At 44.7% G+C, this 13,246-nt stretch carries 13 protein-coding genes; 10 read left to right on the top strand and 3 right to left on the bottom strand.

All coding sequences use genetic code 11. The features are described 5' to 3' along the window. Positions 1 to 28: 28 nt before the first annotated feature. From ACRRU2_RS22080 to ACRRU2_RS22070, 3 genes are read left to right on the top strand one after another with little or no spacing between them, the layout of a single operon-like run. Positions 29 to 1,693 carry an ABC transporter permease gene (locus ACRRU2_RS22080; RefSeq protein WP_432505043.1) on the top strand — a complete coding sequence of 555 codons (1,665 nt, stop codon included), beginning with the start codon at positions 29 to 31 and terminating at the stop codon, positions 1,691 to 1,693. Next, positions 1,686 to 2,747 carry an ABC transporter ATP-binding protein gene (locus ACRRU2_RS22075; RefSeq protein WP_331700895.1) on the top strand — a complete coding sequence of 354 codons (1,062 nt, stop codon included), beginning with the start codon at positions 1,686 to 1,688 and terminating at the stop codon, positions 2,745 to 2,747. The genes ACRRU2_RS22080 and ACRRU2_RS22075 overlap by 8 nt, the downstream gene beginning before the upstream one ends. A gap of 45 nt (positions 2,748 to 2,792) precedes the next feature. Beyond that, positions 2,793 to 3,794: an ABC transporter substrate-binding protein gene (locus ACRRU2_RS22070; RefSeq protein WP_432505041.1), complete on the top strand. Its 1,002-nt coding sequence runs from the start codon at positions 2,793 to 2,795 to the stop codon at positions 3,792 to 3,794. A 113-nt stretch (positions 3,795 to 3,907) separates the two neighbouring features. Here the strand turns inward: ACRRU2_RS22070 and hemQ are convergent, their stop codons facing one another. Beyond that, positions 3,908 to 4,654, bottom strand: a complete 747-nt coding sequence (gene hemQ, locus ACRRU2_RS22065; RefSeq protein WP_331700893.1) for a hydrogen peroxide-dependent heme synthase — start codon at positions 4,652 to 4,654, stop codon at positions 3,908 to 3,910. Positions 4,655 to 4,979: 325 nt separating this feature from the next. Here hemQ and ACRRU2_RS22060 point away from each other — a divergent pair, with 325 nt between their 5' ends. From ACRRU2_RS22060 to ACRRU2_RS22045, 4 genes are all read left to right on the top strand, one after another. Next, entirely contained in the window at positions 4,980 to 5,282 is a 303-nt protein-coding gene (locus ACRRU2_RS22060; protein ID WP_331700892.1) for a YuiB family protein, read from the top strand. A 489-nt stretch (positions 5,283 to 5,771) separates the two neighbouring features. Next, positions 5,772 to 7,283 (top strand): DnaD domain protein, encoded by a 1,512-nt coding sequence (locus ACRRU2_RS22055; RefSeq protein ID WP_432505038.1) that lies wholly within the window; start codon positions 5,772 to 5,774, stop codon positions 7,281 to 7,283. Between the two features lie 20 nt (positions 7,284 to 7,303). Beyond that, on the top strand, positions 7,304 to 8,266 hold the full coding sequence (gene dnaI / locus ACRRU2_RS22050) for a primosomal protein DnaI (protein ID WP_432505036.1): 963 nt from the start codon (positions 7,304 to 7,306) through the stop codon (positions 8,264 to 8,266). A 4-nt stretch (positions 8,267 to 8,270) separates the two neighbouring features. Beyond that, a complete protein-coding gene (locus ACRRU2_RS22045) occupies positions 8,271 to 8,393 on the top strand; it encodes a hypothetical protein (protein WP_432505034.1) in 123 nt (40 codons plus the stop codon). A 16-nt stretch (positions 8,394 to 8,409) separates the two neighbouring features. Here the strand turns inward: ACRRU2_RS22045 and ACRRU2_RS22040 are convergent, their stop codons facing one another. Beyond that, a complete protein-coding gene (locus tag ACRRU2_RS22040) occupies positions 8,410 to 8,556 on the bottom strand; it encodes a YqzM family protein (protein ID WP_331700888.1) in 147 nt (48 codons plus the stop codon). 153 nt (positions 8,557 to 8,709) lie between these two features. On the opposite strand from ACRRU2_RS22040, the gene uvrC reads away from it, so the two are divergent. Together uvrC and ACRRU2_RS22030 are read left to right on the top strand one after the other, a co-directional pair. Next, on the top strand, positions 8,710 to 10,527 hold the full coding sequence (gene uvrC / locus ACRRU2_RS22035) for an excinuclease ABC subunit UvrC (protein ID WP_331700887.1): 1,818 nt from the start codon (positions 8,710 to 8,712) through the stop codon (positions 10,525 to 10,527). 435 nt (positions 10,528 to 10,962) lie between these two features. Continuing rightward, positions 10,963 to 11,541 (top strand): SGNH/GDSL hydrolase family protein, encoded by a 579-nt coding sequence (locus ACRRU2_RS22030; RefSeq protein WP_432505032.1) that lies wholly within the window; start codon positions 10,963 to 10,965, stop codon positions 11,539 to 11,541. Between the two features lie 271 nt (positions 11,542 to 11,812). Here the strand turns inward: ACRRU2_RS22030 and ACRRU2_RS22025 are convergent, their stop codons facing one another. Further along, positions 11,813 to 12,505: a DUF1295 domain-containing protein gene (locus tag ACRRU2_RS22025; RefSeq protein WP_331700884.1), complete on the bottom strand. Its 693-nt coding sequence runs from the start codon at positions 12,503 to 12,505 to the stop codon at positions 11,813 to 11,815. Between the two features lie 143 nt (positions 12,506 to 12,648). Here ACRRU2_RS22025 and ACRRU2_RS22020 point away from each other — a divergent pair, with 143 nt between their 5' ends. Continuing rightward, a complete protein-coding gene (locus ACRRU2_RS22020; RefSeq protein WP_331700883.1) occupies positions 12,649 to 13,239 on the top strand; it encodes a TetR/AcrR family transcriptional regulator in 591 nt (196 codons plus the stop codon). Positions 13,240 to 13,246 lie beyond the last annotated feature (7 nt).

Below are 13,246 nucleotides of genomic sequence, written 5' to 3'. Positions count from 1 at the left end.
ATATTCATCCTGAGAGGAGAGAGCTTGAATGAGCGCGATGTTCAAGAGATTCAAGCGCGAGCCGCTCCTGCCGATTCTTATCGTGTTGGTCATGGCCTGCTTAGTTGTTTTCATCTTGTTTCCCCTGTATCAAATATTGAAATCAAGCTTTACGGCAAGCAATGGGCAATTCGGGATGGAAGGTTACGGGAGAGTTCTATCAGGGGGAGGGCTCTTCCGCTCCCTAACCAACTCATTGGTACTTGCCTTCATCACATCCACATTGTCAACAGCTATTGCTTATATGTTTGCTTACACCTTTGCTTATGTAAATGTGCCATTAAAACGGTTATTTAATGGAATTGCTATATTGCCAGTAATATCTCCGCCATTCGTAATTGCGTTGTCCGCCATGCTTTTGCTCGGCAAGCAAGGTCTTATTACGAAGCATTTGCTAGGCTTGGAAAATGCCAATATTTATGGGCTGCACGGCCTCGTGCTCGTACAGACCTTATCATTTTTCCCAATTGCGTTTTTAACCTTGTCAGGACTATTAAGATCGATAAGCCCGTCGCTTGAAGAAGCGAGTCAAAATATGGGGGCAGGCAAGTGGAAAACGTTCGTGTCGGTGACGCTTCCGCTTTCTGTTCCAGGCATTGCCAATGCCTTCCTGCTAGTGTTCGTTCAATCGCTTGCCGATTTCGGCAATCCGATGACGATTGGGGGCAACTATTCCACGGTTGCTCGTGAAATTTATTTGCAGGCTGTAGGCAGCTACAACATGCAGGCCGGTGCTGCGCTTGCTATGCTGTTGCTTACCATTACAATTATCGTATACATTTTGCAAAATTTCTGGGTCGGAAAAAAGAGCTATGTCACCGTTACCGGCAAACCTACCGGTATTCGAAGAATGATCGATAGCGGGCCGATTAAAACGATTTTGTTCATCATTTGTTTAGCCATTACTGTTATCGTTATAGCTTTTTATGCGCTGGTTCCGATCGGTTCATTTATCAAGCTATGGGGAATTAATAACAGCTTTACACTTGATCACTACAAATACGTATTTTCCTTAGGGCAAAAAGCTATTAAAGATACGTTGAAGCTGGCGGTTATTGCAACGCCAATTGCGGGCTTGCTTGGCATGATTATGGCTTATCTTATCGTTCGAAAGCGCTTTGTCGGTAAAAAAGCTTTGGAGGCCGTAAGCATGCTGTCCATTGCAGTGCCGGGAACCGTTATTGGTATCGGGTATATTCTAGCCTTTAACAAGGCGCCGCTTGCTTTGACAGGCACTGGAATTATTATCGTTGCCGCCTTTATCGTAAGAGCGCTTCCTGTAGGCATACGGTCAGGTGTGGCAGCACTGCAGCAAATTGATCCAAGCATTGAAGAGGCTGCGACGAATCTTGGCGCCGGGCAGACAAAGGTATTTACTAGCATCGTGCTGCCGCTTATCAAATCAGCGTTTTTCAGCGGTTTGGTCAACAGCTTTGTTAAAAGCATGACAGCGATGAGCGCCGTTATTTTCCTTATTTCCGCAAAATATAACCTTATTACAGCATCCATTCTGTCTCAGGTCGAGGCAGGGCGTATCGGCGCTGCAAGCGCATACTGCACCATACTTATTATTATTATGGTCATCGCTCTCTTTATTTTGAATTCTTTAGTGAAATGGTTGAACGGTTCGAACAGGGGGAAATCATATGGCTAAGTCAGTTAGCTTGAAAAATATTTATAAAGCATACGAGAACGATGAGGGTAAAGTTAACTATGCGGTTGATGATGTAAGTCTGGATATTCCTGCTGGCAAGTTCATAACGCTGCTAGGGCCTTCAGGCTGTGGCAAAACAACGACACTAAGAATGGTAGCCGGCTTTGAGGAAATTTCAAAAGGCGATATTTATTTCGGGGAAGATAAAGTAAATCTAATACCACCGAATAAGAGAGACTGTACGATGGTGTTCCAGTCCTACGCCTTGTTTCCGCATATGAATATATTTGATAACATTGCATACGGCCTGCGCGTCAAAAAAATGTCGAAGGATATGATTTTATCGAAAGTGGAAAGCATTTTGGATATAATGAATTTACGAGACTATAAAAATCGCATGCCTTCACAGCTGTCTGGCGGTCAGCAGCAAAGGGTTGCACTGGCAAGAGCGCTTGTGATGGAGCCTGGAGTTTTGTTGTTTGATGAGCCTTTATCCAATTTGGACGCCAAGCTGCGCATTGTGATGCGCGATGAAATCCGCCGCTTGCAGCAGCGTCTAGGCATTACAGCAATTTATGTTACCCATGATCAGAGCGAGGCTATGAGCATGAGTGATTTGATTATCGTTATGAATAAAGGGAAAATCGAGCAGGTTGGAAGTCCAATGGAAATATATCAGCGTCCCACAACCAGATTTGTTGCAGACTTTATCGGTACAGCCAATTTTGTAAAAGGCACAGTCAAGTCAGCCGCACACGATCATATGATTGTAGCTACCAAATCAGGTGAGCTGCGCATCAATCGCACCGGTCATGCAGTTAACAGCGAAGTGACTGTCGTTATTCGCCCAGAGGCTGTAACGCTAACGAAAGGCAATACACATGTCGGCCATGTAGTAAAAAGTGTTTTTATGGGTCAGACTCAAGAGTATGAGATAGAATACGATGGTGAGATTATGCACATTACAGAGCATAATCCGATTGCCGAGAACGTATTCCCGGAAGGGGCGTTTGTATCGCTTTCGTTTGCTGAGCAATCCCTGCATGTTATTTAATTATGGCGAATAGCTGAATAGAAGGATAGATCGGAGGAGCAAGCGATGAGAACGGTCAGGTTAATATTGCTTGCTCTTTTTCTTATTGTATCAACCTCCTGCGGGATGAAGGAAAAGGGCACGCTCGTCATATATGCCGGGTTGTATGAGGATCACGCCATTAAAGCGATTGAAACGTTCGAGAAGCAAACAGGCATTAAAGTTTCTTATGTCAGATTGTCAGCTGGAGAGGTTTTGGATCGCATACGCGCTGAAAAAGATAATCCGGCGGCAAGCGTATGGTTTGGCGGAACAGGAGATACTTTTGTGCAGGCAAAGGCTGAAGGGCTGTTGGAGCCCTATCAATCGCTAAATGCACAAATGATTGATGAGCAATATAAAGATTCTGAAGGGTATTGGACCGGTATTTATGTAGGATCAATTGCTTTTATATCAAATAAATCTTGGCTGCAGCAAACAGGACGCCAAGCGCCGCAATCCTGGGATGATCTGCTGGAGCCGGAATATCGGGGAATGCTTGCCATGGGCTCGCCATCAACCTCAGGCACAGGCTATACGACCATGGCAACGATCATTCAGCTGTATGGAGAGGACAAAGGCTTTGATTATTTGAAAAAGCTCGATGATCAAAATATATCTTATACAAGCTCAGGAAGCCTGTCCGGCAGGGCGGCCGGCAACGGCATCGTAGGCACCGCTTTAGCGTTCTCTCATGATGCGATCAAGTTTTATAAGGAAGGCTTTCATAATATCGTCATTTCCTTTCCGAAGGAAGGAACGGGCTATGAAATTGGGGCAGTTGCTATTATAAAGAACGGACCGAACCAGGAGGAGGCCAAAAAGTTCGTGGATTGGGCGCTTACGAAGCAAGCGCAGGAGTTGGGGAAGCAAGTGGGCAATTATCAGCTGCTTACGCATCGCGATGCGCAATCTCCGCAGGAGGCTTTTCGATTGGAGTCGCTTAATGTCATATCCTATGATGTGAATTGGGCTGGGAAAAATCGGGAACGTCTTATTTCGAAATGGAAGCAGCTCACATACAATTAATGGTAGCGTCTCGTATGGAATACTTCGCCTTCTTTTCTACAAGCAAAAGGCTATTCTGCCAGGTTTTGAAAACCTGTTAGAATAGCCTTTAGATTTTGCTGCAGCCATCTCTGTTAAATGCTGAGCAGTTTGGCAAATTTGTCGCTGTCGAGCAAATTGCCTACGTAGAAATCTCCGAATTCCGCATAGCGGGCGCTGACTTCATCGAATCTCATTTCGTAGATCAGCTTTTTGAATTGCAGCGCATCGTCCGCAAATAAAGTGACACCCCATTCCCAGTTGTCAAATCCGACAGAACCGGTAATGATCTGCTTTACTTTACCCGCATAAGAGCGGCCAATCAGCCCGTGGCTGCGCATCAAACCGCGGCGGTCATCCATGCTGAGCATATACCAGTTGTCATTGCCTTCGCGGCGCTTGTTCATCGGGTAGAAGCAAATATGCTTAGCTTTTGGCAGGGTTGGCTTAAGTCTCGCTACGACATCCGGATTTTCCATCGGATCAGAGCCTGGCTTCGCCATATAATTGCTTAGCTCAACGATGCTTACATAAGAATAAACAGGATATGTAAAGCTTGCAAAAGTAGTTTTATTGAAGGCCGTTTCAATTTCATTCAGCTCTTCCAGCGTTTCGCGCAGATGCATGAATACGAAGTCGGCTTTTTGGCCTACAATGGAATATACCGCTGTGCTGCCAAGCTTTTGCTCCTCATTATTCGCCCAATCTTTTAGAAATGTATTCAACTCATCCAGTGCTTTGGCACGCTCGCTTTCGTCAGCCAGACGCCATGCTGTCCAATCGATGCTGCGAAAGTCATGAAGCGCATACCAGCCTTCCAATGTCAAAGCTGCTTCACTCATCTGATTTAAGCTCCTTTCATGCTACAGTTGAGATTATCAATTCATTGTGGATAAACAGCAAGCAAAGAAAAGGGGCACTACGATTAAGCTTGGGCTTCCGACCGCTGCCGCTTCTCCAGTCCCAATCTTGCTCTCCGTTATCCTCCTTATTGCTTGCCAAAGGTTGTCACAGTGAATTGACAGTCTCCAGTTGTAACCTATTCATTGTATCAAAGTGCCTGCTGCATGAGCAAATGGCGGTACTGTGACATTTGCATCAAGCCAATTGACTTCATACATCCGATTCATTAAACTTATATACTAGATATCGAAAGGGGAAGTTTGCATGATCGTTGAAGTCGTCCAGATTATTATCGCCACCGTACTCTTCTTTGTGATGATGTTCGGCATAGGCTTTATTCTTAATATGCTGCTCAAAACAACCTGGTTTCCAATTGGACTGTTTGTTGTCGTCCTTATTGTATTGGCGATTTGGTCGCCATGGGATGATTCAGCCAAGCCAACCCTTGAAAACTTCGGAACATACACCCTTGTTTACTACATCCCTATTACTGGCGCGTTAATTGGCGCTTATGTAAGCGGATGGGCGATTCGAGCGCTGCGCAGGGGCGGCTACAAAATGTTTTAATATACTTACCAATTTGCTAATAAGCAGCCTCTGATTTAATCGGAGGCTGTTTTTTTGATAAATTAGATATTATAAGTTTCTCGGGATCCGAAGGCTTTACCATAGAAAAATACATATTTCAGTTGCCCGCCATTAATCAATCCGGACATAAATGTCCCTTAGCCGACGAAAAATGGCATGAAAAAATAGTAATGGTCACTTGTGACCGTTACACGGCCAAAACAGCAATATAAGGGCGAAATTATACGGTAAGGGACTTTTTTGACCGTATACAATCCCAAAAACAGAAAATAATGCTTTAACGGTCATTTATGACCGCAACAGTCTATAGGCAGCTTGTCAGCCGCAGCCGCAATTCCGGATTCATGCCTCTTTATTATTCTCTCATGAAGAGTTTGCCAATCGATTCTACTAATTTTCGAATGCGATATTCATTCAGATTTATGCTAAAATAATAGAAAGTAAGTTGAGGATGGAGTAGCTGTATATATGCGAATTCATAATTTATTATATTTTACCGAGCATCATCGTTTTTACATATTTCGAGATTTTTCCTTAAGCAGCATCGATAGCAAAATGCTTGTGCAAATTTATCAGCCAATGGTGGGTGCATTTGCCATTGCGATGTATCAGCAGCTGTATCATTATATTAACGATGGCCGAACAGGCTATTCGAAGCTTGAGCCGCTTAGAAAGCTGCTGCTGGGCAGCGGGCTTGAGATGAATGAGCAGAGCCGCAAGTATTTAATGGATCAAATGTCGAAGCTTGAAGCAGTTGGACTATTGCAAACGTCAAGACTGGCTATAGCTGACAGCACGGAGGTCGTTTACGAATTTGAACTGGCGCGGCCGTTATCGCCTGCTGAGTTTTTCAGCACGGTTCATTTGGCAATGCTGCTTCGCGATAAAGTCGGCAAGTACGCTGTTATAGAGCTAAGAGAGTCACTAGCCAGCAGCGAGCCGGATGAGCTGGCCCACGCGCAGCTGGAGAAAGAAAATATATCTGTTCCTTTCTATGATTTGTTTAAATTGAACGTGCAATCCTTTGACAGCGAGCTTGAACAGGCTTTAATGGAAGTTGCGCCTGCAAGAGCATCAGCTAAGCTGCAATCCGCTGAAGCGATCATTACATTTGGCGAGCTGATACTGCGCTTTCCTCGCAACTCCGGCAACCGCAGCAGCGTTGAGCGGCTGCGCCTGCAGCCAGACCAGCTTGAGGAACTGAACTATGTTGCTTACAAATATCATTTGAGCGTGGCAGATATTTGCAGGCTGCTGGATGAAGACGGCGTATTCAATGAGCTGGGCAAGCTGCAAATCGATGAGCTGCAGCAGCGCGCGGCGCAAATGTACAGGCAGGATAAGAAGCGTGATGAGCAGAAGGAAAGGCTGCTTGCTCATACGCAAATATTTGCAGGAGAGTCCGCGCAAGCCGAACCATCCGAGGAAGAATATGAGGTGGACGAGCAATACTTTTTGCAGGTGCCGCAGCAGCTGGCCACCTATTGCGATATTCAGCAGTACAATATGCTGATGCGAAATGAACCGTACACGCATTTCATTAAACGCTTTTTTCCCGGTGCTGTGCCGAACTGGCTTGACCAGCAGCTTGGCCAAATTGATTTGAATTACAAATTGCCAGAACCGGTTATTAATATACTTATTCACTATGTTATAGGCTCTAATGATAACAACAGAATTACGAAAACATTTATAGATGCGGTTGCTTCCAATATGCTGATGAAACGTATTGATACGTTCGAGAAGGCAGTCGTCTACGTGAGAGAACAGGCAAGGCTTGAGCTTGCCAAGGAGCTGAAGAAGGATAGTGTGCCGCAGACAAGCAGTGCCAGAGCAGGCGGCGCCCGCGGCAGCCGGAGCGGGGCTTCCCGTAAGCCGATTATTCCGATCGTTTCAGATTCACAGGCTGTACAGAAGGTGTCGGAGGATGAATTGGAGGAGCTTCGCAGGCTGGCGCGCAAGCTGGATGGCAAAAGTTAAATTAAAGGAGCGTGAGAAGGATGGAATCACTGGGCGATTTGCTGAAGGGCTGGCCTGCAGGCCGTTCGATAACTGAGCAGGCGGATAGCAAGCTGAAAGAGCTGCTCGGCGATCCGCTTGTCGAGAAGCTCCGGCTCAAGCATCCTGAAGTGGATGAGCGAGTTATCAAATTGAATTTAAACCGGATTTATCAGCATACAACCGAATATCATAACTGCTCGAATTGTCCCGGGCTCGATCTTTGCCCGAACGATTATGAAGGGCATTATACGATGCTGCACGTAGATAACGTCAATGAGCTTGTACAAATATATGATCGCAAGGTAGCCTGCAAGAAGTTTATTGCCCGCCAAAAGGAAGAGCAGATTAGAAGCCGCATACGCAGCTTTTACATTGATGAGAAAGCTCTTAACCGGCAGTATTCTTCAGAGGAGATTTTGGCCAAAGACGGCGAGCGCATCAACTCCGTCGGACAAATTATGCGTTACATTCATAAGACCAAGGAGCGAGGCTTGCAGCAGAGCGGCCTATATCTTTCAGGGCAATTTGGCACGGGCAAAACATATTTGATGTGTTATATGCTGCACGAGCTTGCGGAAGCGGGATATTCTGGTGTTATCGTTTATATGCCTGATTTCGTTGAGGATTTGAAGTCGCTCATGCATGATGCGGGCAAGCTGAAGGAAACCGTAGAGATGATGAAGGAGACTGACCTGCTCATATTTGACGATATTGGCGCGGAAAATTTGAATCCATGGGTGCGCGATCATGTGCTGGGTGCTATTTTAAACTACCGAATGGAACGTAAGCCGACGTTTTATACTTCGAATTATGACTTGGAAGCGCTGGAGAAGCACTTCAGCTTTACGAATAAAGATGGCGATGAGCTGCATAAGGGTCAGCGGATTATGAATCGCATTGCGCCATATGTTGAGGTTGTAAGGGTTGCAGGCGAAAATAAACGAGGCATGTCCAAAGCATAACGCAATGAATCATGAGGTAACGAATGCGCGTCTGTTCAAGGAAGAAGGAATAAAGAAAGAGGCTGCTCGCATCGATCAGATCGAAAGCGACAGCCTCTTTCCTCTTGAGAAGACAATTGTCCAGTAACAATTGATGCAGGCAATTAGGAAATAATAAATTTCACAATAACTGCTGCTGCAAATACAATCGTCATAAAGGCAAGCATTCCGCCGAAGCCAAACACAACATCCAAAAAGTCATGACGTGGTTCTTCGTTAAAATGCTCGCGCGGATCTCTAACGTTTTCCATAATGAAGACCTCCTTGCTAGAGCGATTGCTTACATTAGTATACCCAAATATCAGAATGATTGTAAAGCGGGTGCAGGTGACAAATGTAAGACAAATTGCGAATTGTGTATGTTAAACTAATAATAGGATCGTAAATGCCGGAGGCGGAACAAAATGATTAATAATGGACATATACAAAATAAGCTTGCCATTTTACCAGACCAGCCTGGCTGTTACTTGATGAAAAACAGTGAAGGCACCATTATATATGTAGGCAAGGCAAAGGTACTCAAAAACAGAGTGCGCTCCTACTTTACTGGCAGCCATAATACGAAAACGCAAAAGCTTGTATCTGAAATACGCGATTTTGAGTTCATTGTAACAGGAAGCAATATAGAAGCTTTAATTTTGGAGTGCAATTTAATTAAGCAGCATCAGCCACGTTACAATGTATTGTTGAAGGATGACAAGTCCTTTCCCTATATCAAAATAACGAATGAAGAGCATCCGCGCCTTGAGGTTACACGCAGAGTGCTGAAGGACAAGGGCAAATATTTTGGCCCTTATCCGAATGCTTATGCGGCGCAGCAGACGAAAAAGCTGCTTGACCGGCTTTATCCGCTGCGCAAATGCAAGACGATACCCGATAAGGTTTGCTTATATTATCATATCGGCCAATGCCTAGCGCCATGTGAATTTCAGGTGGAGCAAGCATCATACGATACGATGATTCAAGAGATTACACGTTTTCTCAACGGCGGCCAGGAAGTCGTAAAGCAGGAGCTGCAGCGTAAGATGGAGGCTGCGGCAGAGCAGCTGGAGTTCGAGCAGGCAAAGGAATTTCGAGACCAGATGCTGGCGATCGACGCTATTATGCAAAAGCAAAAGATTACGATGTCCGATGCGCTTGATCGCGATATTTTCGGTTATGCGGTGGACAAGGGCTGGATGTGCGTACAAATTTTATATATGCGCTCAGGCAAGCTGATTGAGCGTCATGGTACTACATTTCCCTATTATGGGCAGGAATATGATGATTTCATTACTTTCGTAACGCAATATTATAGCGAAAACCCGGCAGTACCGAAGCAAATTTTACTGCCGCTCCCTCCTGAAGAAGAACAGGAGGATGAGGTTGTCGCAGCGCTGCAAAGCTGGCTCAAGGTGAAGGTGCATATGCCGCAGCGCGGGCGTAAAAGCGAGGTCGTATCGATGGCCCAGCAAAATGCCAAGCTGATGCTCGACGAGAAGTTCCGTTTGATCGAGCGCGATGAGGAGCGCAGCGTGAAAGCTTCTGATTCGCTTGCCGAGTGGCTTGGAATCGAGTCGGCATCGCGGATCGAAGCATTTGACAACTCCAATATTCAAGGAACGAATCCAGTTTCGGCCATGGTCGTATTTACGGACGGCAAGCCGGATCGCAAGGAATACCGCAAGTTTAAAGTGAAAACGGTGCAAGGCCCGGATGACTATGAGACGATGCGGGAAGTCGTCAGGCGCAGATACGAGCGTGTGTTGAAGGAGAATTTGCAGCGTCCAGACTTGATTGTAGTCGATGGAGGGAAGGGGCAAATATCTGCTGCGATCGATGTGCTCGAAAATGAGCTTGGGTTATTTATACCGGTATGCGGGCTAGTGAAAGATGAGAAGCATAAGACAGCCCAGCTTATGACTGGCGATCCAGCGGAGATTGTGCCACTGCCGCGCGACAGCCAGGAGTTCTATTTGCTGCAGCGCATTCAGGATGAAGTCCATCGCTTTGCGATTACGTTCCACCGTGCGCAGCGCGCCAAATCGATGATCGAGTCGAAGCTCGACAGTATTCCGGGTATCGGAGAGAAGCGGAGAAATGCGCTGCTGAAGCATTTTGGCTCGATGAAGAAGATGAAGGAAGCTTCTGTGGAGGATTTCAAAGCAGTATCAATTGGCGAGGAACTGGCCAGCCGCATATTGGCAGCGCTGAATGAAGAGCCGGCACCTGAACAACCGTAACTCTTGTACGTTTTCTAGCTAACTGCATTTCCTGCGCTTAGTTTTGAGAAATTTGGCATTTTTGTGATTCTAAAGGGAAAAACTACATTTAGTTTGGCGCATTTCGCAATATAGATGGTTTTTCAATGAAACTAGATGCATGAAATACATTTAGAATCTTTATAACGGTAAAAAAAGGGGATTTAGATGCATAAAATGCATTTAGCTTCCCAGATCGCCTTGTCCATTCTTCTTTGCATACTTTTTCTAACAAAGCTGACAAGCTCTATTTCAACGAAAATAGCCTAATTTTAACTGTAACGAAGCTTAGAAGGGTGTCGATTCATTGTGGATAGGGCAATAAGCAATAACCCCTGAAAAGGATAAAATTGGCCTACAAAGGCGGACGCTGCCGCTTCTCCATTCCCAATCTTGCTCTTCTATGAAGGGGCGCCTGTGAGGCTCGCCGTTTATGGTGACAGCATCGCCCAAGGAGCCAACGCAAGCGGCAAGGCAGATGCATCGCCATATATGCCGTCTTGGGCGGAGCTTTTGTCTTGGCAAATGGGCGAACAATATGGGATTAACGTTGATTATGTCAACTTATCCAAAGGCGGCATGCAGTCGGATTGGGGTGTTGAGCATGCTAATCAAGTTGCTGATACAGTTCCTGATTTAACTACTATCGCATTTGGCATGAATGATGGAACCTCGGGCAGGTCTGCTAAAGAGTTTGCGGCGAATATTTCTTTGATTATGGACACCATTAAGAAAGCTAATCCACAAGCAGAGTTTATTCTGGTTTCTCCAATGCTAGCGAATCCGGAAACTTTTTTTAACGGGAAACAAGCTGAATATGCAGCTGTTTTGCAGCAAATGGAGAAACAGGGCTGCGTAATCGTCGATATGACCAGACTCCATACACAGCTGCTCGAACGCAAGAAATATTCCGATTTGACAGGCAATCATATTAACCATCCGAATGATTTTTTATCTCGTTTATACGCTCTGGCGATTGCTGCCGTTTGGAGATGATCATATGGTTTGCACTAGAGCCCATAGCCTGGACACTTAGAAGAAAGTGTTCGGGCTGTGGGGATCTTTTTTGTATATAAAAATAACTAGTTAAGGACGCCGTTAGGCGTTTTATTTTTTTAAACGCGCCTTTCCGAAGGACAGCGAAGCCGTTTATCCTTGAAATATAGGTAAGTATATGATTTTGTTACTTTTTATCTCCTATATTTTTGGATAAACGCGCCGTCTTCGCCTAAGCGAAGGAAGGCGGAGCCGTTTATTTTATTTACAGTTAATAGATATAAGGAATAAATGTTTTTGTTTTTTTACGGTAACGTTCGAAATCATCGCCATACTTTTCAGCAAGATGCTTATCCAGCATCGGAATATTATAGAACGCGAAGAAACAGAACAACCATAGAGGCACGAGCAATGCCCAAGCGTTCCATGCGACTAGCGCCATCGCAAGCACCCATAGCATATCGCCGAAATAGTTAATATGGATCGAATAGCGGAAGTAGCCGCCTGTATACAGTTTTCCTTTATGCTCCGGATTTTGTTTCCATAGATGACGAAGCCATTCGGCATGCGAATTAAAGAATGAACCTATGACGAAGATGATGACAAATACAATGTCCCATCCGTTCAACGGCTTGTTATGGAACAAGCTGAGAAGAGGAATAACGATATAATACAATGAAAAAGCCGTCGGAACACTAAAAGCCTCCGCCCATGGCATAGGTCTTTTTAAAAGAAAAAACATCGTAAATTTCATCCGAACAAAAACGATTAATATCAGGATGAATAGAAGCAAATTCCGTCCGGGATCACCATTCGTTAAGTTCCAATGAAATACAGCATTTAAAACCTCCGCTCCATCAAAAAAAAGCAGCCAGCCAGCAATGGCCAAAATAATCGTCTCTAACGTGAATAACGTAAGACGAGGATACCAATACCCCGTGTTTTGATTGTACAGTGTTTTCATGTTGCGCCTCCTAGTTTTGAAATTTAAACATATGATATTTCAAAACTTATTATAGCTCAACTTTATACGATTCGCTATATAGTTTTGAAATTTGACATCACGATCTTTTAAAATTAAAGTTGGATAGTGGGGGGTGACCGCAATTGAACGGATTTGAGAGACGAACGGAACAGAAGAAACAGCTTATATTAGCCATAACAAAAGAGAAGCTGAACTATGACAGGTTTCATACAGCAACGATTAAAGAGATAGCCAAGGAAGCAAGCGTATCTCAAGTATCCATTTACAATTATTTCGGGAGCAAGGATGAGCTGTTATTTGAAGCTATCGGCGAAATGATGGAGGAGCAGTTGAAGAGATATGAGCATTTATTAGAAGGCCAACTGCCTTACCCCAAGCTCATGTATACGGTAATGACGGAGGAAATGAAATTTTTTAAGATCATGAATGACTACATGAAGCAATCTGCTGATATTGAAGCAATGAAGGAGAGAGTCGATCGTTTTCTGGAGATGAAGTTCATTCCGTTTTTGCTGAAGCTTATTCAGCGTGGGATGGAAGAGCAGTATATGGCAGAGGGCTTGAGGGAAGAGGAATTGCTTTTTTATTTCAATATGTACCAGAAAGCGATGAACCAATTCCAAGAGACTGACCGTTCTGATCATGCTGTCATTTCCGAAGAACGCTTTATTCAATTTTTCTTCAAAGGTCTTATGGGCGATATGCTGAAATAAGGTCAGA

Source organism: Paenibacillus sp. GXUN7292 (assembly GCF_050864975.1).
GTDB lineage: Bacteria > Bacillota > Bacilli > Paenibacillales > Paenibacillaceae > Pristimantibacillus.
Note: the sequence above shows the minus strand (reverse complement) of the source record. Positions and strands in the feature narration are given on the sequence as shown.